This is a genomic window from Oerskovia douganii (genome assembly GCF_015142735.1).
GTDB classification, from domain to species: domain Bacteria; phylum Actinomycetota; class Actinomycetes; order Actinomycetales; family Cellulomonadaceae; genus Oerskovia; species Oerskovia douganii.
Window position 1 is genome coordinate 1 of the sequence record NZ_JACSPN010000037.1, and the last position, 22,293, is coordinate 22,293.

Below are 22,293 nucleotides of genomic sequence, written 5' to 3' on the forward strand. Positions count from 1 at the left end.
AACTGGGCCGACGCCGACGCACGCCTCGCCCGCGCCCGCACCCAGGGCGAAGGCCTCATCATCCCCGCCTGACCCTCCGCGTCGCCTGACGGGCCGTACAGCACCCTTCTCGGGGGTTGTGCGGCCCGTTCGTCGTCGTCGGAGGCGCCGTGCACCGTCCCGCGGTCCCGGACACGGGCCGGCTCCCCCGCGAGACCGCCCGGCGACGCGCCCTCCAGACCGGCCACGAGACGACGTCGTCCGACCGTGAGGGAGCCACCGGGCCCGGCAGAGGCCCCGGGCGGCCACACGGACGACCACGGGCGACCACGGGCGACCACGGGCGACCACGGGCGACCCCGGGCGTTCCTCGTGCCCGGGAAGCCACGGCGCCCGCGCGGACCTCGCCCGTCGAGCCGGACGACGAACAGGTCGTCCGCAGACGTCGACCGCTGCTCAGGCTGCCCCCCTCCCCGCCCGGCCAAGCCCCGCCGCCTGTGCGACCACCTCACCGTCCGTGCGACCGGGGCCCCGGACACACGGACGGGCCCGCCTCCCAGAGGGAGACGGGGCCCGTCGTGACGTTCAGCCGGTCAGTGCGCGTGCTGTCCGCGAGAGAACTCGAAGACCCAGCCCACGAGGGCCACGGCGCCGAGGACGACGCCGATCCCGAAGATCCACCAGCCCAGCGCGAGGCCCAGGAAGGCGATCGCGGCGGAGCCGGCGATGGCCAGCGGCCACCAGCTCCAGGGGGCGTACACGCCCTGGTCGCCGGCACCCTGCTCGATGAGACCGTCCGGGTCGTCCTCGGGCCGGGCGTCGATGCGCTTGGCCGTGAGGGCGAGGTAGCCGCCGATCATGGCCGCGAGGCCGAAGGTCAGGAACAGCGCCGCGGAGCCGACGGGCTCCCAGTGGCTCCAGAACCCGTAGACCAGGGCCACGAGCAGGAAGAACGGTGCGAGGAAGAGGTGGAGCCTCGATTCGACCTTCACTTGCCGTCCTCCTTGTCGCCGTCGCGCGGCTCGTCGATGGTCATGGTCGAGGACGAGGCGCTGGTGTGCTCCTGGCCCGCGACACGGTCAGCGGCGACCCGCTGCTCACCACGACGATCGGCGTCGCCGTAGATCTGCTGCAGGACGTTCGGGTTGGGCTCCGCGTGGTCCATGGCAGCGACCTCGGGGTGGTGCAGGTCGAACGCGGGACGCTCGGAGCGGATCCGGGGCAGCGACGTGAAGTTGTGCCGCGGCGGCGGGCAGGACGTGGCCCACTCGAGCGAGGCCCCGTAGCCCCACGGGTCGTCCACGGTGACCTTGGGCGCGTTGCGCCAGGTCGTGTAGACGTTCCACAGGAACGGCAGGGTCGAGGCGGCGAGGATGAACGCACCGACGGTCGAGACCTGGTTCATCCACGTGAACCCCTCCTCCGGCATGTAGTCCGCGTAGCGACGCGGCATGCCGGCGACACCCAGCCAGTGCTGGACGAGGAAGGTGGCGTGGAAGCCGATGAAGAGCAGCCAGAAGTGGATCTTGCCGAGCTTCTCGTTGAGCATGCGCCCGGTGAACTTGGGCCACCAGAAGTAGAACCCGGCGAACATCGCGAACACCACGGTGCCGAAGACCACGTAGTGGAAGTGCGCCACCACGAAGTACGAGTCGGAGAGGCTGAAGTCCAGTGCCGGGCTCGAGAGGATGACACCCGTCAGACCACCGAAGAGGAAGGTCACGAGGAAGCCGATCGACCAGAGCATGGGCGTCTCGAACGTGAGCTTGCCCCGCCACATGGTGCCGATCCAGTTGAAGAACTTCACACCGGTCGGGACCGCGATGAGCATGGTCATGAACGCGAAGAACGGCAGCAGCACGGCGCCGGTGACGTACATGTGGTGGGCCCACACGGTCACGGAGAGCGCGGCGATCGCGATGGTCGCGTAGACCAGGCCCTTGTAGCCGAAGATCGGCTTGCGGCTGAACACCGGCAGGATCTCGGAGACGATGCCGAAGAACGGCAGCGCGATGATGTAGACCTCCGGGTGGCCGAAGAACCAGAACAGGTGCTGCCAGAGGATGGCGCCGCCGTTCTCCGGGTTGAAGATCTGGGCACCCAACCGTCGGTCCGCACCGAGCGCGAAGAGCGCGGCGGCGAGCGGGGGGAAGGCCATCAGGACCAGGAGGCTCGTGACGAGCGTGTTCCAGGTGAAGATCGGCATGCGGAACATCGTCATGCCCGGGGCGCGCATCGTGATGATCGTCGTGATGAAGTTGACGGCACCGAGGATGGTCCCGAAGCCGGCCAGCGCGAGGCCGAAGACCCAGAGGTCTCCACCTGCTCCTGGACTGAACGTCGTGTTCGACAGCGGTGCGTAGGCGAACCACCCGAACGACGCGGCTCCCTGCGGGGTGAAGAAGCCGGCCGAGGCGATGAGCCCGCCGAACAGGTACAGCCAGTACGCGAACATGTTCAGTCGCGGGAACGCCACGTCGGGCGCGCCGATCTGCAGCGGCATGATGACGTTCGCGAAGCCCGCGAACAGCGGGGTCGCGAACAGCAGCAGCATGATCGTGCCGTGCATCGTGAAGAGCTGGTTGTACTGCTCCTTGCTCTGCACGATCTGGATGCCGGGCTCGAAGAGCTCGGCACGGATCACGAGGGCCATGAGGCCACCGATGCAGAAGAAGATGAACGACGTGATCAGGTACATGTACCCGATGGTCTTGTGGTCGGTCGAGGTGACCCACTTGATGACGGTTCGTCCGAGCGTCTGGCGCTTCGGGGCGAGACCGGGAATGACTTCGGCCTGCGCGACCATCAGTTCTCACCTTCCGTGACGACGGGGGGGTTCGGGTCCTGGAGGCGGTTCAGGTCCAGCCCGAGCTCGCCGATCTGGCCCTTGTCCTCGAGCTTCTGCATCTGGGCGTCGTACTCCGCACGGGACACGACGGCCACGTTGAAGAGCATGCCCGAGTGGTGCTCACCGCAGAGCTCGGCGCACTTGCCCGCGTAGACACCCTCACGCGTGGGGGTGAACTGCCACTCGTTGGTGCGTCCCGGGATCATGTCCATCTTGTAGAGGAACGCCGGGACCCAGAACGAGTGGATGACGTCACGGGAGTCCAGCTGGAACCGGACGATCTCGTCGACGGGCAGGTACAGCGTGGGCAGCGAGATCGCGGTGCCGGGGGCACCCTCGATCTCGTCCTCGGAACGGAGGTCTCCGACGTTGGCCTCGTGCTGGCCCGACTCGTAGACGTCGTCCGTGAGGTAGTTGAAGTCCCAGCTCCACTGCTTGCCGATGACCTGGATCTCGACGTCAGGGGTCTCGGAGAGATCCTTGATCGCCGTCATGTCACGGTCGGTGTAGTAGAAGAGCACGAGCACCATGACGATCGGCACAGCCGTGTACATGATCTCGAGAGGCAGGTGGTAGCGCGTCTGCACGGGCAGGACGTGGTCGTCCTTGCGCTTGCGGTAGGCGGCCACGCACCACAGGATCAGCCCCCACGTGATGATGCCGACGATGAGTGCTGCGATCCAGGACCCGTTCCACAACGACGTGATGCGGGCGGTCTGGTCGGTCACCTCACCGTCGGAATATCCGGGGAGAAATCCGCGCTGAACGGTCTCACTGGCACAACCGGACGCCAACGCAGCGACAGCGACGGCGGAAGCCGTCGCTCGCAGGATGGTTCGCCGTGTGCGGCTAGGGGATTGCGAGTGCAAGGGGGGCCTTTCACTTCAACGTTCGACAGGGGGGCTCGATCTTCTCCACGAGTTCCCCGCAGAACCTTCGTCCTCGACCCACAGAGCCTAGCGCGCAAATGCCCCCTCTCGCGCCGTCAACCCGCGTTCTGAACGTGACGAATCCGCCGACTTCCCGCGGAAACCCGGGGTTCGGCACACCCTCGGCGCATCTGTCAGATCGTCGTCTCCCTCCTCGCCCGCGCTACGGTGCACGGTGTGAGTCGTGCCCCGGGCACATTCGGCGCGTCTCCAATGAAAGTTCACCGATCGACCGCCTCGCACCCCCTGCCGGGCCGCCGATCCCGTCCCCGGGAGCCCATGTGACCGACACCACGACGCCACCGCGTCGGGTCTACCTCGACAACGGCGGTCGGGCGGCCCTGCACCCGCTGGCACGCACGGCGTTCGACCAGGCGATGGACGAGGGGTGGGCCGATCCGCGCCGTCTGTACGCCGAGGCGCGGCGAGCGGCCCGCCTCCTCGACGGCGCCCGCGAGGCCATCGCCGCGGCGATCGGCGCGCGCACCGAGGAGGTCCGGCTCGCTCCCTCGCACGTCGCGGCGCTGCACGCGGCGGTGGGCGCCGTCGCGCTGGGTCGCCGCCGGGCAGGTTCCGGCATCGTCGTCTCGGCCGTCGAGCGTGCGGCCGTCCTGCATGCCGCCGAGCTCGCGGTCGCGTCCGCGGGCGACCCCGACGCCCTGGTGAAGGTCCCGGTCGACCTGCTGGGCCGGGTCGACGAGGCCGCGATGGCCGAGGCGGTCGCGCGTCCTGGGGTCGCGCTCGCCGCGCTCCAGGCCGCGAACGGCGAGGTCGGCACGGTCCAGCCCGTCGGCGCGGTGCACGCCGCCGCGCGCGGCGCAGGCGTCCCGCTGCTCGTGGACGCGGGCGCGGTCGTCGGGCACGCGGAGCTGCCCGGCTCCTGGGACCTGCTCGCCGCCGACCCCGCCGACTGGGGTGGTCCCGCGGGCGTGGGGGTCCTGGCGGTCCGCAACCGTGTGCGCTGGCGCCGGACCTGGCCCGAGGACGCCGAGCCCTGGTTCCCGGGCGGCGTCAGCGTCCCGGCCGCTTTCGCGGCGGCCGTCGCGCTCGAGTCCGTGCTGGCGGACCGCGCGGCCCAGGACGCCCGGCGCCGCGCCGCCATCGACAAGGTACGCGCCGTCGTCGGGCAGGTCCCCGACGTCGAGGTCGTCGGCGACCCCGACGACCGGCTCCCCCACGTCGTGACGTTCTCGTTCCTGTTCGTCGACGGCGAGGCCCTGGTGACCGAGCTCGACCGGGCCGGGTTCGCGGTCGGGTCGGGGTCGGCCTGCACGTCGAGCACCCTCGAGCCCAGCCACGTCCTCGCGGCGATGGGCGTCCTCACGCACGGCAACGTCCGCATCGCGCTCGACAGGTCCACGACCGAGGAGGACGTCGACCGCTTCCTCGCGGTCCTGCCCGACGCGGTCGCGCGCGTGCGCGCCTCGCTCGGGGTGAGCGGGCTGTGAGCACCGGGCCGACGGCCGCGCAGCCGCCCGTCCCGCTCCTGGTGGACGCGCGCGGCCTGCGCTGCCCGCTGCCCGTCATCCGCCTCGCTGCGGCGGCCAGGGACCGCGACCCGGGCGACGTCCTGACGGTCTGGTCCACCGACCCCGCCGCCCGGCACGACGTCCCGGCCTGGGCACGCATGCGCGGCCACACCGTCGTGGAGAGCACGGTCGTGGAGAGCACCGTCGTGGAGGCCCCGCTCGCGGAGAGCACCGTCTCGCAGGCCGACGGCGCCACGACCTGGGCGATCACCGTCCGCCTGGGCGGGTGACCCCCACCGCACGCGCTCGCAGCGGCTCCGCGGACGCCGACGGCCCGGCCACCGCGAGGTGACCGGGCCGTCGTGACGCCGAGCTCGTGCCCGCGGGAACCGCGGACGCGTTGCGGATCAGCCGAACGAGCCGCCGCACGCGCAGGCGCTGCCCGCGTTGGGGTTGTCGATCGTGAAGCCCTGCTTCTCGATCGTGTCGGCGAAGTCGATGGTCGCGCCGTCGAGGTAGGGGACGCTCATCTTGTCGACGACGACCTCGACGCCGTCGTAGTCCTTGAGGGCGTCGCCGTCCAGGACGCGCTCGTCGAAGTAGAGCTGGTAGATCAGGCCGGAGCAGCCACCGGGCTGGACGGCGACGCGCAGACGCAGGTCGTCGCGGCCCTCCTGCTCGAGGAGGCTGCGGATCTTGCCTGCCGCGAAGTCCGTCAGCAGGACGCCGTGGGTGGCGGTCTCGGTGGTCTCGCTCATCGTGTTCTCCGCACAGTCTTCGGTGGGCTCTCGCCCCGTGGTGTGCCGTCGGCGCGGCGGCTCCCGCTCCGGGGCAGGCCGATCGGTCCTCAGGCTTCTCGCATACCCGTCAACACGACGGGAGGTGGTTCTGTTCCCGAGTGTACGTCGCCCGGGCTCAGCTCTCGATGCCGGCCCAGGTGCGCGCCACGCGGGCGACCCGCGCACGCGCCGCACCCTCGTCCGCCCCCAGCTCGTAGGCGCCGCTGATCCCCGCGGCGGCCTGCTCGCGCCGCCCGGCGAGGACCTCGCGGGCCAGGACGACGACGGGCACGCCGTGTGCGGCGGCACGGCGCGCGACCTCGGGCAGCGCGCCGTCGTGCGTCGAGGTGGCGTCGAGCCGGTCGACGACCACGACGGCGACGTCGGCGCCGCGGGTGCGTGCGTCGAGCCCGACGAGGTCCGCGACGAGGGCCGTCCCGGGCAGCAGCCGCCCGCCGAGGGCGGCGATGCCGAAGCCCAGTCCCCCGCCCGCGCCCGCGCCGGGCAGGCCCGTCAGCGCCCGGTCCGCGGCCGCACGGGCGGCGACCGTGGTGCGCGGGACGCCCGGGGCGAGCGCCGTCGTCGGGCCGGGGAGCCCCGCGAGCAGGTCGCGGCGCCCCGCGCCGTCGAGCGCGCGCGTGACCTGACGGGCGAAGTGGCCGTGCGCACGCTCGAGCTCCTGGGCGAGCCCCGCGAGCGCGGGCTCGGCCGACGCGAGCGCACCGCTCGCCCCGTGGAGGCCCAGCAGCGGCAGATCGGACTCGACAGCGCCGACGAGCTCGACGGTCCGCAGGGCCTCGCGTGCGCGCAGCACGGTCGCCGCGTCCTCGCCGGTCACGGACCCGAGCGCCGCGCCGCCCCGCGTCAGCGGCCCGGCCCCCGACCCTGCGAGCGCCGCGAGGAGGCCCGCGCCGGCGTCGTGCGTCCCCCCGTCCCCCGTGGCCACGACCACCCGGGACGCGAGCCGTGCGGCGAGCGCGACGACCTGCCCGACGCCGTAGCTCGTCGCCGCGCCCAGGTCGCCACCCTCGTCGTCGGCGCCGGGCGGGGTCCGACGCAGGAGCGCCGCCTCGACGTACGCGGTGCGGGCCCCGGTCGCCGACGCGGGCCCGAGCCGGAGGGTCACCGGGAGGTCGTGCCCACGGGTGTCGCGCGCGATCGCCGCGACCTGCTCACGGGCGTGCGCGTCGAGCGCGCGCAGTAACCCCGACGCCCCGGGGTTCAGCACGCACGGGTCGACGTCGCCGCCCACCGTGGCCGCCCAGGTGCCGGCGACCAGGGTGCACGCGTCCTCGGCGGACAGGATCCCGTCGGTCAGGACGAGCGGTTCCGCGGCGGCGAGGAGGAGGCGCATGCCGCGATTGTGCCAGGTGACGGGTGCGTGGACGGTTCCCCTGCGACGCCGCCCTGCGTGCCGTCCGTGACCGGTCCGGCCTTCTCGTCCGGAGGGGTCGTTGTGCGACGATGGTCCCGTGAGCACCCTGTTGGACAGCGCCTTCGCGGAACCTGCCCCCTCCCCCCTCCTGCTCCTCGGACAGGGCCGGGACCTGGCCTCCGAGCGAGGAGTCGAGTGCACCGGCGAGCTGCCGGCGGCCAGCGACCCCGACCTCGTCGAACGTGCCCGAGCGGCCCGCGCCGCGCTCGGATCGCGGGCCTTCGTCCTGGGCCACCACTACCAGCGCGACGAGGTCATCGACTTCGCGGACGTCACGGGCGACTCGTTCAAGCTCGCGCGCGAGGCCGCGGCCCGCCCCGAGGCCGAGTTCATCCTGTTCTGCGGCGTGCACTTCATGGCGGAGAGCGCCGACATCCTGACGTCCGACGCCCAGCAGGTCGTCCTGCCGGACCTCGCCGCGGGCTGCTCGATGGCCGACATGGCCGCGATCAACCAGGTCGAGGACGCGTGGGAGGTCCTCCAGGACGCCGGGATCGCCGACGTCACGCTGCCCGTGACGTACATGAACTCGACCGCCGCGATCAAGGCGTTCACGGGCCGGCACGGCGGGACCATCTGCACGTCCTCCAACGCGGAGGTCGCGCTGCGCTGGGCGTTCGACAAGCTCGACGCTGCGGGTGGCTCCCTTCCCAGCAAGGTCCTGTTCATGCCGGACCAGCACCTGGGTCGCAACACCGCGCTGCTCAAGCTGGGCATGTCCCCCGCGGACTGCGTGGTCTTCGACCCCCGCAAGCCGAACGGCGGCCTCACGGACGCCGAGCTGCGCGACGCGCGCATGATCCTGTGGCGCGGGCACTGCTCGGTGCACGGCCGCTTCTCCGAGCGCAACGTGACGGACATCCGCGCCGCGGTGCCGGGCGTCAACGTGCTGGTCCACCCCGAGTGCAAGAACGAGGTGGTCGAGGCCGCGGACTACGTGGGGTCGACCGAGTACATCATCAAGATGCTCGACGCGGCCGAGCCCGGCTCGTCCTGGGCGATCGGGACCGAGCTCAACCTGGTGCGCCGCGTGGCCCGCGCGCACCCGGACAAGCAGGTCCACTATCTCGACTCGACGGTCTGCTTCTGCTCGACCATGAACCGCATCGACCTGCCCCACCTCGTGTGGGCCATGGAGTCGCTCGTCGCCGGGCGGACGGTCAACCGCATCGTGGTCGACGCCGACGACGCCCACTGGGCGCGGGTCGCGCTCGACCAGATGCTCGCCCTGCCGGGGCTGTAGTCCACCCGCCGGCTCCGTCGCCTCGCCGCGGCGGACCCGGCGGTCGCACCATCGCATCGACCCTCGGGGGTGACGGATGACGACCGGGAACGGTCTGAGCGTCGGGATCTTCGTGTTCGACGGCGCCGAGGAGCTCAACGTCGCGGGCCCCTACGAGGTGTTCACGACGTGGCGCGAGCGCTCGGAGCTCAAGCCGCGGGTCTCGACGTTCTCGTGGGACGGGCGCGGGGTGCGGCTCGCGCAGGGGCTGCACATGGTCCCGGACGCGTCGGCGGACGACGTCGGCCCGCTCCTCGTGCTCGTCCATCCCGGTGGCCCCGGGGTCATGCGGCTCGTGACGGACCGGGCCCACCTCGCCTGGCTGCACGCGATGCGCGCCCGGACCCCGCTCCTGACGAGCGTGTGCACGGGCTCGCTCGCGCTGGCCGCCGCGGGGCTGCTCGCGGGGCGCCCCGCGACCACTCACTGGGACCACGTCGACGAGCTCGCCCGCCTCGACCCCACGGTCCTGATCGACACCGAGACGCGCTACGTCGACGACGGCGACGTGGTCACCTCGGCCGGCGTGTCCGCCGGGATCGACATGGCGCTGCACCTCGTGGGGCGCCTCGAGAACGTCGAGGTCGCCGCCGAGGTCAGGCGCGCCCTGCAGTACGAGGGCTGAGCCGCGGGTCAGGCGGCCGAGCGCTCCTCGTAACGACCCGAGCGGTGTGCCCAGCGGTCGAAGAAGACCGTGAGGAACGGCGGCAGCGTCGCGGCGAGCGCGAAGAAGACCGTCAGGAGCGACCAGCGCTGGCGGACGGCGACGACGAGCGCGAGCAGGACGTAGGCGACGACCAGGCCTCCGTGGACCGGTCCGAAGATCTTGACGCCGATCTCGGAGGCCTCCGCGATCCACTTGACGTACATGCCCACGAGCAGACCGGCCCAGGAGAACGCCTCGGCGATCGCGACCGCGCGGAACGCGCGGACGGTCCAGTGGTGGGACGTGGCGGGCTTCGTGGCCGGGGCGGGCGTCAGGGTGTCGGACGTCGGGGCGTCGGTGCGGGAGGTCACGGGCGCCATCCTCACACGGCGGGCCGGACGGCCCGAAACCGGCGAGCGGCCCGCGATACCTGATACCGCCCGTGCCCGGTAGTAGCCTGCGACGGTGACCCGACAGATCCAGCTCACGATCGCCAGCACCCTGCCGCGCAGGGCCGTCCCCGACCGCGGGGTCCTCGACCCGTCCGTGACCCGCATGCGCGTGCGCCCCGGCGACCTCGACTTCTACCTGCACGTGAACAACGGCGTGTACCTGCAGATGATGGACGTGGCCCGGAGCAACTTCCTCGCGGACCTCGGGGCCTTCGGTCTCCTGCGCGACAAGGGGTGGTACCCGGTCGTCGCCTCGTCGACCATGAAGTACCGCCGCTCGCTCCAGCTCTGGGACCGGTTCGAGATCACGACCCGCGTCCTCGGGTGGGACGACCGCGTCGTCTACCTCGAGCAGGTCTTCACGCGCGGCGGCGACCTGTGCGCCCGCGGCCTGATCGCGGGCCGGTTCCTCTCGAAGGCCGGCGACCGCATCCCGGGCCCGGACGTGGTCGGGCTCCTGGGCGGGTCGAGGGTCAGCCCCGAGCTGCCCGACGACGTCCGTGACTGGGCCCAGGCCGTGGACGTCGCGGCCCGCTGAGCGCGCCTGCCCTACGCTGCGGTGCCATGACGACGGACGAGGTGCTCGAGCACGCCCTGCTGCACGTGGTCCCTGGCCAGGAGCCGGCCTTCGAGGAGGCGTTCGAGCAGGCCCGCAGCATCATCTCCGCGATGCCCGGCTTCGGCGGGCTGTCGGTGTCCCGGTGCGTCGAGCGTCCCTCGACCTACCTCCTGCTCGTGCGCTGGGACAGCCTCGAGGCGCACACCGACGGGTTCCGCGGCTCGCCCGGGTACCTGAGGTGGGCGTCGCTCCTGCACCACTTCTACGACCCGTTCCCCGTCGTCGAGCACTTCCGCGAGGTGTCCGTCATCCCTGGGCCGACAGCCACGCCCTGACGTCCTCGAGCTGGGTCAGGACCGTCGTGAGGTCCTGCGTGAGGTGCTGGCCCCTGGCCGCGGCCACGCACCGGTCGACCTCGTCGAGCATGCGCCGCGCCGTCCCGGGGTCGTCGAGACGCACGGCCAGCTCGGCGCGGTAGGCCTGCGCCTCGACCCGGTCGCGGGCCGAGGCCCCCTGGTCGCCGGCGTCCGCGTCGCGCCGCAGCGCCCCGTCGAGGATCTTCGCGCCCTGCTCGACGTCGCCGCGCGAGTCGGCCTGGACCACCGCGTCGGCCACGGCCCGCAGCAGGCGGGACTCCCCCGGCGTCCCTTCGGCGGGCCGGTCCTCGTCCGTGCCCGACGACGTCGTGGTCGCCACCGCGCGCCCCTCCCCCTCGACCGCTGTGCCGGCCGTGGAAGCCGCGCCGGCCTCGCCCTCGGCGGGCGCCGCCGAGGGGTCCGCGGGACGCCGCGTGACACGGATCCAGTTGCCGGCAGGGTCGACGAGGCTGAAACCGCTCAGCCCGTCCGCGTTCGCCCGACGACGGGGCCGCGTGATGCGCGGGAACCCGCTCAGTGGCAACCTCCCGTACCGGGCACGCAGCCCTGCGGCCCAGGCGTCGTACAGAGCCGTGGTGTCGTCCGTGACGACCAGGCACGAACCGTACGAGGCCTCGGGGCGAAAGCCCTCGATCCCGAAGTAGTGCAGGTCGATGCCCCCGCGCCGGACCGCGAGGTAGGGGTTCGGTCGGGTCTGCCGGTAGGTCACCTCGAACCCGAGGGCCACGCAGAAGTCATGGATCTCGTCGATCGACGCGCAGGGCAGCAGGGGGACCATCGACTCGTTCGCCATACCCCCATCCCACCACCCGCAGCGCAGGACGACCACGGGCCGCGGCGACACGGGCGGCCCCGGGGGGTACGCCGTCGGGCACGCCCCGACGAGGACGCTCGCCCGGGGAGACGGGTCCTGGCGGCTCGCGGGACGTCCGGCCTCAGACCGCCTGGGCCACCCGCACCATGTTGCCCGAGGGGTCGCGGAACGCGCAGTCGCGCGGACCCCAGTCCTGGTCCATGGGCTCCTGGAGGACCTCAGCGCCCGAGGCCCGGACGGTCTCGAAGAGCGCGTCGACGTCGTCGGTCGCGAACACGAGGATCGGCAGGACGCCCTTGGTCATGAGCTCCTGGAGCGCGTCGCCGTCGGCCTGCGAGCGCCCCGCGTGCGGCGCCGAGAGCACGATCCCGAGCCCGGGCTGCGCGTCCGAGCCGAGCGTCACCCAGCGGAACCCCTCGGCGCCCACGTCGTCGTGCACCTTGAGGCCCAGGGCATCGCTGTAGAACGCGATCGACTCGTCGACGTCGTTGACGGTGATGTTGCAGAACTTCAGTGAGATGGTCATGACTGCGACCCTAGGACGACGCTCAGCGGCCCGCTTCTCGGATCCTGCTCGATGTCCCGCCGGCACCCGACGACACGCCCGTCGCGCCGCGCGCCGGGCGTGTGAGGACCTGGGCGACGCACGCCGGCATGGCCTTGACCGCCGCGTGCTCCCGGCTCCGGTACGCCGACGGCGTCTCACCCACGACCTCGGTGAACCTCGAGCTGAACGAGCCGAGCGACGTACAGCCGACCGCCATGCACGCGTCCGTGACGCTCGCACCGCCCCGCAGCAGGGCCATCGCGCGCTCGATCCGGCGCGTCATGAGGTAGCAGTACGGCGTCTCGCCGTAGGTCGCACGGAACCGGCGCGAGAAGTGCGCGGGAGACATGAGCGCCTTGCGGGCCATGGTCGGGACGTCGAGCGGCGCCGCGTACTCGCGGTCCATGAGGTCCCGGGCGCGGCGCAGCAGGACGATCTCCTCGAGCTCCTGCGGGGTCATGCTCCGAACGTAGCACCGGGTGCGCCTGCCGCCGAGGACGGGCTTGCGGTAGTCATCCGACCGCAAGCCCGTCCTCGACGACGACTCAGCCCTGTGCGAGCCGCGTCAGCAGCAGCGCCTCGGCCAGCACGACCTTCTCGAGCTCACCCAGGTGCACCGACTCGTTGGCGCCGTGCGCGCGCGAGTCCGGGTCCTCGACCCCCGTCACGAGGATCGCCGCGTCGGGGAACACGTCGAGCAGGTCGGCGATGAACGGGATCGAGCCGCCGATGCCGATGTCGACCGGGGCCGTGCCCCACGACGTCTCGAACGCCCAGCGCGCGGCCTGCATGGCCGTCGAGTCCGCCGGCGCCTGGAAGGGCTTGCCCAGCTCGCCGTCCCGGACCGTGACCTGCGCACCGAACGGCGCGTGCGACTCCAGGTGCGCCCGCAGCGCCACGAGCGCGGCCACGGGGTCCTGGCCCGGAGCGATGCGCAGCGAGAGCTTCGCGGTCGCGCGGGGCGTCAGCGTGTTGGACGCGTGCGCCACGCTCGGGGCGTCGATCCCGATGACCGAGAGCGCCGGCTTGGTCCACAGGCGCCCCGTGAGCGTCCCCTCGCCCGCGAGGCGGACCCCGTCGAGCACCGAGGAGTCGGCCCGGAAGTCCGCCTCGTCGTAGTCGACCGTCGGGTCAGGAGCCGAGACGAGCCCCTCGACGGCGACGTTGCCCTGGTCGTCGTGAAGCGTCGCGATCAGGCGGGAGAGCAGGGTGAGCGCGTCGAGGACCGGGCCCCCGTACATGCCCGAGTGCACCGCGTGCCCCAGGACGGCGACCTCGACCTCGCAGTCGACCAGGCCGCGCAGGCTCGTGGTGAGCCCCGGGACGCCGACCTTCCAGTTCGAGGAGTCCGCGACGACGATCACGTCGGCCGCGAGGAGGTCCTTGTGCTGCTGGAGGAACGGCAGGAAGCTCGGCGAGCCGACCTCCTCCTCGCCCTCGACGAAGACCGTCACGCCCACCGGCAGGTCGCCCAGCGCCGACAGCGCCCGCAGCGCACCCACGTGCGCGACGATCCCCGCCTTGTCGTCCGCGGCACCACGCCCGAACAGACGACCGTCGACCTCGGTCGGGACGAACGGGTCGGTGTCCCACGCGGCAGCGTCTCCCGGGGGCTGCACGTCGTGGTGCGCGTAGAGCAGGACCGTCGGAGCGCCCGCAGGAGCCGGGCGGCGCGCGACGACCGCGGGCGCACCGAGCGGGCCGGCGACCCCGGTCGCGTGCAGGACCTGCACCTCGGGCAGGCCCGCCCCGCGCAGGAGCTCGGCCACGGCCTCCGCGCTCGCCGCGACGTGCGCCTGGTCGAATGCGGAGTTGGAGACCGACGGGATGCGCACGAGCGCCTCGAGGTCCCCTCGCAGCGCAGGGAAGAGCTCGGCGACCCGGGCGCGCAGGTGAGCGACGTCGTCGGGCTCGGAAGGATTGCTGGTTCCAGGTGTGCTGTTCACCCGGGCAACGCTACCCGTCGGTACGGTGCGGTTCCTGCTCACGACGTGACGGGGCAGGTCCCGTCCTCGACTACGCTGGACCTGTGTTCTCACGCAACAAGTCCTCCGCGCCCTCGTCGAACGACGCCCCCGATCCCGTTGCCGCGGCAGCAGAGATCGAGAAGGCCGGCGGCAAGGGCAGGCCGACGCCCAAGCGCAAGGTCGCCGAGGCCGCCAACAAGCGTCCCCTCGTCCCCTCGGACCGCAAGTCCGCGGCCAAGACGGCACGCCAGCAGCAGCGCGAGGCACGCGACCGCCAGTTCCAGGCCATGCAGACGGGCGACGAGCGCTACATGCCCGCGCGCGACAAGGGGCCGGTCAAGCGCTACGTGCGCGACTACGTGGACGCCCGCTGGAACCTGGGCGAGTTCTTCCTGCCCATCGCGCTCGTCTTCATCGTCCTGACGTTCGTGTTCAACCAGAACCTGGACGTGGCGACCCTCATCATCTTCGTGCTCTACGGGATCGTGCTCATCACGATCATCGACGCGTTCATCATGTGGCGCATGCTCAAGAAGCGCCTGATCGCGAAGTTCGGCCCGGACGCACCCAAGGGCAACGCGATGTACGCCGTGATGCGCGCGTTCCAGCTGCGCCGCGCACGCCTGCCCAAGCCCATGCACAAGAAGCACGGCAGCTTCCCCGAGTAGCCGCCGGGCCTTCCGTCGCGCTCGCGGGACGCGCCTCGGGTCGACGTTCCGGCGGGTCGAGCCCGTACGGCCGGCCGGAGTCCGGCCGGCCGCAGGACGTCCCGCCCGCTAGCCGAGGTAGTCCTCGGCCTCTCCGTCGCGCACCGTGTCCAGCGTGACGCAGTGGAACCCGCCACCCAGCACCCGAGCGTGGCGCAGCGTCCGAGGCACCACCGTGATGCCGTTGCGTTCGAGCAAGCGGACGAGCTCGACCTGCGTGGCGTCGACGATCGCCGTCGTCGGGTCCACCATCAGGAGGTTCATCCCCACCCACGGCGTGCTCAGCGGGTTCGACATCGCGATCGGCCCCACCTCCATGGGTGGGCACCAGAGCACGTCCCAGCCCTTGAGGGGCTCGGGAACCGTGTCCGGGGTCACCCGCTCAGGGTTGAGGAGCACCAGACCGGGACGCAGCAACGCGATGGTGCTGTCGATGTGGGTCCCCGCGTACAGACCGCGGAGCGGGTGGACGCGGACGTCCCCCAGCAGACCGAGCGTCGACTCGAGCCAGCGCAGCCCGAGCTCGTTGCCGCTCCGCGAGACCTGGTACAGGACATCCCGCCCCAGCCTCAAGCAGTTGGCCGCCTCGAAGGCGATCTCTGCCTCGCCCAGGACGGGCGCCCCCTCAGCGTCGTACTCGTAGAGGTCGTTCGCCAGCACCGGACGTGGCGCCGCGATCCACCGCGCACCGCGTCGGAAGTAGTCCTGGAACAGCGGCCGCAGACCGGCGAGCTCGTGGTACCGAGCGCGCATCGGGCTCGCGCTCTCGACGATGGCCGGTCCGAAGACCATGGCGAGGTCCCGTGGGCAGTACGAGGACCGGCCTGAGCTCTGCCAGCCCGGCCCGCCGAACTCGGCCCCGTGATCGGGGGCAGGTGGCTGGTGCACCTGCACGCCGAGCTCCTCGAGCGTCTGGACGAGAACAGCGAGGTCCTCGTTCGACTCCTCGACGACGGGTGCCGGGTAGAGCCCCGCCTCGATCGAGGCGAGCTCGGCCACCGTCAGCTCCGGGTAGCAGGTCAGCCACGCCGATCGGTCCATGGGCGGCACCCGTGACCCCGTGGCGTCCCCGACCACGACCTCGCGCAGCGGGCTGAACTCGTCCCAGGACCACGCACCAGGACGCACCTGCGGCTCGATGCCAGCGATCGCCGCGCCCCCTCCCCCCGGCGCGTTCACGAGCCCGCCTCGACGAGCTCGTCCGCCTGCAGCCCGGCCCCGCTCAGACGCTCCAGGACCTGCGCCTCCACGTCGAGCGCACGCTCGTACGTCTCGGCCACGACGCAGTACGTGACCCGGCCCGTGGCGGCCGTGTAGTCGGCGGTCACGACCACGCCCGTGCGTGTCGCCGGGTCGTAGCCGAGGCCCGACTCCGCCAGCCTCGTCAGCGCTTCGGTGAGGCTGGGCACCTCCCACCGGGAGGCCCTCTCGAGGAAGACCCGCCGGTCGCGCCACTCACGGCCGACGACGCGATCGATCAGGTTCACGTGAAGGTGGCTCGAGGCCGTGAGGCGGCCGTTGACCTCGGTGAAGTACACCCCGCCGTCCGGGGTGACGATCCCGTCGGCGCACAGCGTCCCGCGGTACCCCATGGCCCGGTACGGCTCGCAGGCGCGGCGGCCGAGCTCGACCAGCACGGCGAGGACTTCCCCCTCCACCGACTGCGGCGGGATCACCTCGCCGGTGGCGACCGGCTCCATGAGGATCTCGCCGGCCCCTCGGAAGACGCACTCGTCGTCCGTCACGACGAACTCCACGTACACCGTGACCGCCCCCTCGAAGAACTGCTCGACGATCGTCGCGTGCCCCTTGTGCCCCGTCAGCCAGTCCCAGCGCTCCCGCACGTAGTCGTGGACGGCTTCACGGTCTGCGAGGAGGCGGACCGTCGCGGCCCCCTGCGGACGCACGCCCTCCTCCCGGGCAAGGATCTCGTTGCCGAGCCCCCCGCCGGAGTACTGCTGCTTCACCATGACCACGTTCCCGGCTCCGAGGATCTCCTCGATCCGGTGCTCGGCCACCTCCGGCAGGCTCGTGATCCCGCCGGGCGCGACGGGGACCCCGTTGGCGACCGCTACCGCGCGGAAGACCGCCTTGCTGTTCGCGAGCGCGTCACCGTCCTGGCTGCTGAACTCGAACCCCGCCAGGGCCGGCCCGATCCCCGCTGCGGCGACGAGGTGGGCCACCGCCAGGTCTGAGTAGATGCAGACCACCGAGTCGACGGCCCGGTCGACCAGGGCCTCCCGCAGGTCCGCGACGAGCCGCGGGTCGACGAGCCGGTCCGCGGTGAGGATGTCCCCGCCATGGACGCCAGGCGGTGGAGAGACGAATCGGAGCGTCTCCGGTGCGACGCCGGTCAGACTCGTGACGTGGGCCACGAACTCCGGCGTCGGCTCCGTCGGCAGCACGACGACGTCCCCGTCCTCCGCGTACCAGAGCAGACGTTGCGAGCCCAGCCCGAACGCCCGCCGCTTCTCCACCGGGATCCTGCTGATGTCACCGACCATCTCTTCGGGGACGTTCGGGATGATCACCTTGGGCATGAGTGACGGCACCTTCTCTCGTTGTGGACGGTCGACCGCAGGGTCAGGCTTCGGACACGTTCGTCGTGACGTCCGCGTCCACGGGGCTCCGCTCGCCCGGTCGGACGGCGAGGAGGACCAGCCCCAGCAGCGCCAGGCACACCCCGGAAGCGAGCAGGACTGCCTGTGGCCCCAGGAGCAGTGCGAGAGGCGCCCCGAGCATGGCTCCGAGAGGCGTGGCGACGCTCATCGCGGCGCCCCGGGCAGCGAGCACCTGGGGCAGGTGCTCGGGTGGTGTGAGGTCCTGGAACAGCACGGTGGTCGTCGAGGGGAAGGGTCCCCAGAACAGCCCGCAGAGGCCGAACGCGACCCATGAGACGACGACGGGGACACCCGACCCGACCACCGCCAGGGCGCCGCCGAAGGCGACGACCGAGACGCTCGTCGCCGCGACCAGGGGGAAACGCTTCAGGTAGGCGGTCAGCAAGGCACCGAGGACGGCACCGACGCCGAAGGCCGTGTAGTACCCGGCGAGCGTCGACGAGCTCGCGCCGAGTCCGTCGACGACGTGGAGCGGCAGCGCCACGCTCGCCGGACCGAAGAAGAAGAAGAACCCGAACGAGAGCAGGATCAGCCCGAGCAGCCGTGGCTCCTGCGCGACGACGCGCAGGCCGTGCGCCCGGGACACCCCCGTCCTGGCCGCGGCCTGCTGCCGTTCGTCCGGTACCGCGAACCTGTACGACGCCGCCAGGATGCCCCAGCTGAGCGCCACCAGGCCGATGACCGGGACCGGCCCCCCACGCTCGATCACCAGCGCGGCCAGCAGCGGGCCGAACACCGTCGAGATCTCGAGCATGAGGTTGACGAGCGCGTTGCCCGCCAGGCGCTGCTCCTTGTCGAGCATCTCCGAGAGCATCGTGTACCGGCCGGCCTTGCCCCATGCCCCGAGCAGCGAGGAAACCGCCAGGATCATGACGAACGTCTCGATCCCCAGGTGTCCGAGGGCGTGCAGGACCGGCACCAGCAGGAGCGTCATGAACCGCAGACCGGCGTCCCAGCCGGCGAGCTGGGCGCCGCGGCGCCCGTCGAGCAGGCGACCGAGCGTCAGCGCGCCGAGGGCGGCCGGCAGGGTGTTGGCAGTGATCGCCGCGCCCACCCACAGCGCCCGGTGCTCGGGCGGCGCCAGCTCGATCGCGAGCCAGCTGATCGCCAGGGAGCTCATGCCCCCGCCGAGAGCCGACACCCCGATCCCGGGCAGGATCCTGCGCAACCGGGGATGGGTCAGGACGGGCCAGTACGGCGAACGGGTCAGCAGTCGTACGGCACTCGACGTCACGTGGTCCCCCCTGGCGCTCCTCCGTGGAGCGACCCACCCTGTCCAGGGACTCTAGCCACGTGGTGTCCAGGCTGTCCAGGTTGTCCGGACCGGATCGCGGTGGGCGGACCCGCTTCCCGGCGCGCTCGTCGCCGGTGCGCGGGGTCGGGAAGCCACGTCGTCCCGGCCGGGCACGCCCGGCCGGATGGCCCCATCCACCCCTGCACCCTCGTAGGGTTGTCCTCATGCCCAACTACCGCTTCCTCGGCAACTCCGGCCTCAAGATCTCCGAGATCACCTACGGCAACTGGCTCACCCACGGCTCGCAGGTGGAGAACGACGTCGCCACCCAGTGCGTCCACGCCGCGCTCGACGCCGGCATCACCACGTTCGACACCGCGGACGTCTACGCGAACACCAAGGCCGAGCAGGTCCTCGGCGACGCCCTCAAGGGGCAGCGCCGCGAGTCGCTCGAGATCTTCACCAAGGTCTACTGGCCCACCGGCCCCGGCGGGGCCAACGACTCGGGCCTGTCGCGCAAGCACGTCATGGAGTCCATCAACGGCTCGCTCCAGCGCCTCGGCACCGACTACGTCGACCTCTACCAGGCGCACCGCTTCGACCAGTCGACCCCGCTCGAGGAGACGATGCAGGCGTTCGCCGACATCGTCCGCCAGGGCAAGGCCCTGTACATCGGCGTGAGCGAGTGGACCGCGGACCAGATCCGTGCGGGTCACGCCCTGTCGAAGGAGCTCGGCTTCCAGCTCATCTCGTCCCAGCCCCAGTACTCGATGCTGTGGCGCGTCATCGAGGACGAGGTCGTCCCGACCTCGCGCGAGCTGGGCCTGTCCCAGATCGTCTGGTCCCCGGTCGCGCAGGGCGTCCTGTCCGGCAAGTACCTGCCCGGTCAGCCCGCCCCCGCGGGCTCGCGCGCCACGGACGCCAACGGCTCGCGCTTCATCCAGCAGTTCATGACCGAGGACGTCCTCACGCGCGTCCAGCAGCTCAAGGCCGTCGCCGACGAGCTGGGCCTCACCCAGGCGCAGCTCGCGGTCGCCTGGGTCCTGCAGAACGACAACGTCGCGGCCGCCCTGATCGGTGCCTCGCGCCCCGAGCAGGTCGCCGAGAACGTCAAGGCCTCGGGCGTGGTCATCCCCGCCGAGCTCATGACGAAGATCGACGAGATCCTCGGCGACGTCGTCGAGCGCGACGCGGGCAAGACCGCCGCCGGGGCCCCCGGACCCCGCTGACCCCGGAGCACCGGGGCTTCGAGCCGCGGTGCCCCACGGCCTGCCGGACGCCCGACGGCGGAGCGCACCCGAGTGCTCGGGTGCGCTCCGCCGTCGGGCGTCCTGCCGAGCCCGCCGACCGCGTTCCCTACGCGGCGTCGGGCTCGGTCTCCTCCGGGCGGTCTCCCCGGGCGACGATGCCCGGGAGGGGCGCTGCGCCGTCGGGCAGGGGCGTGGGCACCGGGACGACCGCCGGTCGCAGGTGCGGCGCGAGCCGTCGCGCGGCGACCTGGACGACGGGGCCGACGCCCAGCGCGTACAGGACCGTGGCCCACCCGAGCGTCCCGCCGAGCGCGAAACCGATCGCGACCACGAGGACCTCGATCGCGGTCTTGACGCGTCGCACGGGCCAGCCCGTGCGGGCCACGAGGCCCGTCATGAGGCCGTCGCGCGGGCCCGGGCCGAGGCGGGCCCCGAGGTACGCGGCGGTCGCGACCCCGTTGAGCGCGACGCCCGCGACCGCGAGCGCCACGCGCCCGGCGGTCGACGGGTCGGGGACGATGCGGTCGAGCAGCAGCAGGAACGGGTCGAGGGTCGCGCCGATCACGACGATGTTGGCGATGGTGCCGATACCGGGGCGTTGGCGCAGCGGGATCCACAGCAGCATGACCACGACGCTCGACGCGACCACGACCGCGCCGAGGACCAGCCCGGAGCGCAGGGCCACGCCCTGGTGGAAGACGTCCCACGGCATGGCGCCCATGCCCGAGTGGATGAGCATGGCCATGGTCAGGGAGAAGCCGAAGAGCCCGAGCGTGAGCTGGACGGTGCGGCGCAGGGGGCTGAAGGTCGTGGACACTCCCCTACTCTGCGGCCTCAATGGACTGGTGATCCATAGCCAATTCGGGAAGAGTGGCCCCATGGTCACCTCGCTCGCCACCCCCGCGCTCCCCCCGGTGCATCGCCGGCTCTCGGCCCCGGCGCTCGGCGCCCTCATCGCCGGGTGGCAGACCGACGGCCCCGCCTACGTCGCGCTCGCCGACGCGGTCCGGGGCGCGGTCCTGTCCGGCACCGTCGCCCCGCACACGCGCCTGCCGAGCGAACGGGACCTCGCCGGGACGCTCGGCGTCTCCAGGACCACCACGGCCGCCGCGTACGCGGCCCTGCGCGAGCGCGGGTTCGTCACGAGCCGTACGGGCGTCGGGACCGTCGCGGTCCTGCCCCGGCCCACGCGCCGCACCCAGCCCCAGTGGTGCGGCGGCGACGCGCCCGTGCCCGTCGGCGTCGAGCCGCCCGACGACCTGGTCGACCTCAGCCAGGCAGCGCCTGCGGCCCCCTCGCAGCTCCACGCGGCCTACGGGCGTGCGCTCGAGGCGCTGCCCGCCTACCTGTCGGGCCGCGGGTACGAGCCGCTCGGGCTCCACCCGTTGCGCGAGGCCGTGGCGCAGCGCCTGACCGAGCGCGGCACGCCCACGACGCCGGACCAGGTCCTCGTCACGACGGGCGCCCAGCACGCGATCACGACCGTCGCGCAGTCGCTGCTGGCGACACGCGACCGGGTCGTGGTCCAGTCCCCGACGTACGCGCACGGCATCGAGACGATGGCCCGTCGCGGGGCGCGCGTGGTCGGGTTCCCCGTGGGGGCGGGCCTGCCCGGCGACGGACCGGGGTTCGACGTCGCGCTCTTCGAGTCGACCATCCGCGCCGCGACGCCGCGCCTGGTCTACCTGATCCCCGACTTCCACAACCCCACGGGCTACAGCCTCACGCCCGACGAGCGCGCCCAGGTCCGGCGCGTCGCGCTCCGGCACCGGGTCACGGTGATCGGCGACGAGACCCTCACCGACATCGCGCTCGACGGCCCCTCGCCCGAGCCGCTCGTGGGCGACGGGTCCGCGACGAGCCACCTGCTCACCGTGGGATCGGCGTCCAAGACGTTCTGGGGCGGGCTGCGCGTGGGGTGGGTCAGGGCGCACCCCGACGTCGTCGCTCACCTCGCGCGCGTCCGTGGCGCGAGCGACATCGCGACCTCGGTCCTCGAACAGCTCGCGGTCGTCGAGCTGCTCGCCCGGCGCGACGAGGTCCTCGCCGAGCGGCTGCCGCTCCTGAGGTCGCAGCGCGACCTGCTGCGCTCGGCCGTGACGGCCGCGATCCCGTCGTGGCGCGTGACGTCTCCCCCGGGAGGGCTGTCCCTGTGGATCGACCTGGGCCGCCCGCTCGCCCACGCCCTGGCCGCGGCCGCGGCGGTCCGCGGCGTGGTGATCAACCCGGGTCCGTCCCTCACGCCCGACGGCGGAGCCGCCTCGCGCGTGCGGCTCACGTTCGCGCCGGACGCCGAGGCGATCGGGCGGGCCGTGCCCCGGCTCGTGGCGGCGTGGGAGCACGTCGCGGGGTAGGTCGTCTCGCCGGCGTCGTCGGCCCCGACGAGGCCGGGTGGACC

At 72.4% G+C, this 22,293-nt stretch carries 23 protein-coding genes; 9 read left to right on the top strand and 14 right to left on the bottom strand.

The window, feature by feature from the left end:
* Window positions 1-572: 572 nt before the first annotated feature.
* Genes H9623_RS18140 through ctaC form a run of 3 tightly spaced genes read right to left on the bottom strand, consistent with a single transcriptional unit; the run spans window position 573 to window position 3,696 of the window.
* Window positions 573-971, bottom strand: a complete 399-nt coding sequence (locus H9623_RS18140; RefSeq protein ID WP_193721411.1) for a cytochrome c oxidase subunit 4 — start codon at window positions 969-971, stop codon at window positions 573-575.
* Entirely contained in the window at window positions 968-2,785 is a 1,818-nt protein-coding gene (gene ctaD / locus H9623_RS18145) for an aa3-type cytochrome oxidase subunit I (RefSeq protein WP_193721412.1), read from the bottom strand. The genes H9623_RS18140 and ctaD overlap by 4 nt, the downstream gene beginning before the upstream one ends.
* Window positions 2,785-3,696 carry an aa3-type cytochrome oxidase subunit II gene (gene ctaC, locus H9623_RS18150; protein ID WP_193721413.1) on the bottom strand — a complete coding sequence of 304 codons (912 nt, stop codon included), beginning with the start codon at window positions 3,694-3,696 and terminating at the stop codon, window positions 2,785-2,787. The genes ctaD and ctaC overlap by 1 nt, the downstream gene beginning before the upstream one ends.
* 341 nt (window positions 3,697-4,037) lie before the next feature.
* On the opposite strand from ctaC, the gene H9623_RS18155 reads away from it, so the two are divergent.
* The gene (locus H9623_RS18155; protein WP_321575536.1) at window positions 4,038-5,204 is read left to right on the top strand and encodes a cysteine desulfurase family protein; all 1,167 of its coding nucleotides are present in this window, start codon (window positions 4,038-4,040) and stop codon (window positions 5,202-5,204) included.
* Complete coding sequence (locus H9623_RS18160) at window positions 5,201-5,515, top strand: sulfurtransferase TusA family protein (protein ID WP_193721415.1); 315 nt, start codon at window positions 5,201-5,203, stop codon at window positions 5,513-5,515. Before H9623_RS18155 ends, H9623_RS18160 begins: the two co-directional genes overlap by 4 nt.
* Window positions 5,516-5,632: 117 nt before the next feature.
* Here H9623_RS18160 and H9623_RS18165 read toward each other — a convergent pair whose 3' ends face one another.
* Together H9623_RS18165 and H9623_RS18170 are read right to left on the bottom strand one after the other, a co-directional pair.
* Window positions 5,633-5,983, bottom strand: a complete 351-nt coding sequence (locus H9623_RS18165; protein ID WP_030153043.1) for a HesB/IscA family protein — start codon at window positions 5,981-5,983, stop codon at window positions 5,633-5,635.
* A 157-nt stretch (window positions 5,984-6,140) separates the two neighbouring features.
* Window positions 6,141-7,358 carry a glycerate kinase gene (locus H9623_RS18170; RefSeq protein WP_193721416.1) on the bottom strand — a complete coding sequence of 406 codons (1,218 nt, stop codon included), beginning with the start codon at window positions 7,356-7,358 and terminating at the stop codon, window positions 6,141-6,143.
* 118 nt (window positions 7,359-7,476) lie between these two features.
* On the opposite strand from H9623_RS18170, the gene nadA reads away from it, so the two are divergent.
* Both nadA and H9623_RS18180 read left to right on the top strand, forming a co-directional pair.
* Entirely contained in the window at window positions 7,477-8,682 is a 1,206-nt protein-coding gene (gene nadA / locus H9623_RS18175) for a quinolinate synthase NadA (RefSeq protein ID WP_030153048.1), read from the top strand.
* 76 nt (window positions 8,683-8,758) lie between these two features.
* A complete protein-coding gene (locus H9623_RS18180) occupies window positions 8,759-9,346 on the top strand; it encodes a DJ-1/PfpI family protein (protein WP_193721417.1) in 588 nt (195 codons plus the stop codon).
* Between the two features lie 8 nt (window positions 9,347-9,354).
* Here H9623_RS18180 and H9623_RS18185 read toward each other — a convergent pair whose 3' ends face one another.
* Window positions 9,355-9,738: a DUF3817 domain-containing protein gene (locus H9623_RS18185; protein WP_321575537.1), complete on the bottom strand. Its 384-nt coding sequence runs from the start codon at window positions 9,736-9,738 to the stop codon at window positions 9,355-9,357.
* 94 nt (window positions 9,739-9,832) lie between these two features.
* Between H9623_RS18185 and H9623_RS18190 the strand changes: the two genes are divergently transcribed.
* Both H9623_RS18190 and H9623_RS18195 read left to right on the top strand, forming a co-directional pair.
* Complete coding sequence (locus H9623_RS18190) at window positions 9,833-10,357, top strand: acyl-CoA thioesterase (RefSeq protein WP_193721419.1); 525 nt, start codon at window positions 9,833-9,835, stop codon at window positions 10,355-10,357.
* A gap of 26 nt (window positions 10,358-10,383) precedes the next feature.
* On the top strand, window positions 10,384-10,713 hold the full coding sequence (locus H9623_RS18195; RefSeq protein ID WP_193721420.1) for an antibiotic biosynthesis monooxygenase family protein: 330 nt from the start codon (window positions 10,384-10,386) through the stop codon (window positions 10,711-10,713).
* On the opposite strand, the gene H9623_RS18200 is transcribed toward H9623_RS18195, so the two are convergent.
* The 4 genes from H9623_RS18200 to H9623_RS18215 all read right to left on the bottom strand — a co-directional run bounded on the left by H9623_RS18200 (window position 10,685) and on the right by H9623_RS18215 (window position 14,062).
* Complete coding sequence (locus H9623_RS18200; RefSeq protein ID WP_193721421.1) at window positions 10,685-11,548, bottom strand: VOC family protein; 864 nt, start codon at window positions 11,546-11,548, stop codon at window positions 10,685-10,687. The two genes, H9623_RS18195 and H9623_RS18200, sit on opposite strands and share 29 nt — an antisense overlap.
* 142 nt (window positions 11,549-11,690) lie before the next feature.
* Complete coding sequence (locus tag H9623_RS18205) at window positions 11,691-12,095, bottom strand: VOC family protein (RefSeq protein ID WP_193721422.1); 405 nt, start codon at window positions 12,093-12,095, stop codon at window positions 11,691-11,693.
* A 22-nt stretch (window positions 12,096-12,117) separates the two neighbouring features.
* Window positions 12,118-12,576 (bottom strand): helix-turn-helix transcriptional regulator, encoded by a 459-nt coding sequence (locus H9623_RS18210; protein WP_193721423.1) that lies wholly within the window; start codon window positions 12,574-12,576, stop codon window positions 12,118-12,120.
* A gap of 85 nt (window positions 12,577-12,661) precedes the next feature.
* On the bottom strand, window positions 12,662-14,062 hold the full coding sequence (locus H9623_RS18215) for a dipeptidase (protein WP_193721424.1): 1,401 nt from the start codon (window positions 14,060-14,062) through the stop codon (window positions 12,662-12,664).
* Between the two features lie 83 nt (window positions 14,063-14,145).
* Here H9623_RS18215 and H9623_RS18220 point away from each other — a divergent pair, with 83 nt between their 5' ends.
* Window positions 14,146-14,751, top strand: coding sequence for a DUF3043 domain-containing protein (locus H9623_RS18220; protein WP_193721439.1), 606 nt, complete (start codon window positions 14,146-14,148; stop codon window positions 14,749-14,751).
* 108 nt (window positions 14,752-14,859) lie between these two features.
* Here the strand turns inward: H9623_RS18220 and H9623_RS18225 are convergent, their stop codons facing one another.
* The 3 genes from H9623_RS18225 to H9623_RS18235 are packed head-to-tail and all read right to left on the bottom strand — an operon-like array spanning window position 14,860 to window position 18,645.
* Window positions 14,860-15,969 (bottom strand): scyllo-inosamine-4-phosphate amidinotransferase, encoded by a 1,110-nt coding sequence (locus tag H9623_RS18225; RefSeq protein ID WP_193721425.1) that lies wholly within the window; start codon window positions 15,967-15,969, stop codon window positions 14,860-14,862.
* Complete coding sequence (locus H9623_RS18230; RefSeq protein ID WP_193721426.1) at window positions 15,966-17,330, bottom strand: preATP grasp domain-containing protein; 1,365 nt, start codon at window positions 17,328-17,330, stop codon at window positions 15,966-15,968. The genes H9623_RS18225 and H9623_RS18230 overlap by 4 nt, the downstream gene beginning before the upstream one ends.
* Window positions 17,331-17,373: 43 nt before the next feature.
* Window positions 17,374-18,645, bottom strand: coding sequence for an MFS transporter (locus H9623_RS18235; RefSeq protein WP_193721427.1), 1,272 nt, complete (start codon window positions 18,643-18,645; stop codon window positions 17,374-17,376).
* Window positions 18,646-18,869: 224 nt separating this feature from the next.
* Here H9623_RS18235 and H9623_RS18240 point away from each other — a divergent pair, with 224 nt between their 5' ends.
* Window positions 18,870-19,874, top strand: coding sequence for an aldo/keto reductase family protein (locus H9623_RS18240; RefSeq protein WP_191805862.1), 1,005 nt, complete (start codon window positions 18,870-18,872; stop codon window positions 19,872-19,874).
* A 127-nt stretch (window positions 19,875-20,001) separates the two neighbouring features.
* Here the strand turns inward: H9623_RS18240 and yczE are convergent, their stop codons facing one another.
* Window positions 20,002-20,712, bottom strand: coding sequence for a membrane protein YczE (yczE, locus tag H9623_RS18245; protein ID WP_321575538.1), 711 nt, complete (start codon window positions 20,710-20,712; stop codon window positions 20,002-20,004).
* A 61-nt stretch (window positions 20,713-20,773) separates the two neighbouring features.
* On the opposite strand from yczE, the gene yczR reads away from it, so the two are divergent.
* Window positions 20,774-22,249, top strand: a complete 1,476-nt coding sequence (gene yczR / locus H9623_RS18250; RefSeq protein WP_193721429.1) for a MocR-like transcription factor YczR — start codon at window positions 20,774-20,776, stop codon at window positions 22,247-22,249.
* The last annotated feature ends 44 nt before the right edge of the window (window positions 22,250-22,293 follow it).

Bases quoted from the DNA above. Each gene is read 5' to 3' on its own strand.
- H9623_RS18230 (WP_193721426.1), bottom strand. From the start codon at position 17,330: ATGCCCAAGGTGATCATCCCGAACGTCCCCGAAGAGATGGTCGGTGAC.
- H9623_RS18170 (WP_193721416.1), bottom strand. From the start codon at position 7,358: ATGCGCCTCCTCCTCGCCGCCGCGGAACCGCTCGTCCTGACCGACGGG.
- ctaD (WP_193721412.1), bottom strand. From the start codon at position 2,785: ATGGTCGCGCAGGCCGAAGTCATTCCCGGTCTCGCCCCGAAGCGCCAG.
- H9623_RS18210 (WP_193721423.1), bottom strand. From the start codon at position 12,576: ATGACCCCGCAGGAGCTCGAGGAGATCGTCCTGCTGCGCCGCGCCCGG.
- H9623_RS18200 (WP_193721421.1), bottom strand. From the start codon at position 11,548: ATGGCGAACGAGTCGATGGTCCCCCTGCTGCCCTGCGCGTCGATCGAC.
- H9623_RS18205 (WP_193721422.1), bottom strand. From the start codon at position 12,095: ATGACCATCTCACTGAAGTTCTGCAACATCACCGTCAACGACGTCGAC.
- H9623_RS18240 (WP_191805862.1), top strand. From the start codon at position 18,870: ATGCCCAACTACCGCTTCCTCGGCAACTCCGGCCTCAAGATCTCCGAG.
- H9623_RS18195 (WP_193721420.1), top strand. From the start codon at position 10,384: ATGACGACGGACGAGGTGCTCGAGCACGCCCTGCTGCACGTGGTCCCT.
- H9623_RS18180 (WP_193721417.1), top strand. From the start codon at position 8,759: ATGACGACCGGGAACGGTCTGAGCGTCGGGATCTTCGTGTTCGACGGC.
- yczR (WP_193721429.1), top strand. From the start codon at position 20,774: ATGGTCACCTCGCTCGCCACCCCCGCGCTCCCCCCGGTGCATCGCCGG.
- H9623_RS18165 (WP_030153043.1), bottom strand. From the start codon at position 5,983: ATGAGCGAGACCACCGAGACCGCCACCCACGGCGTCCTGCTGACGGAC.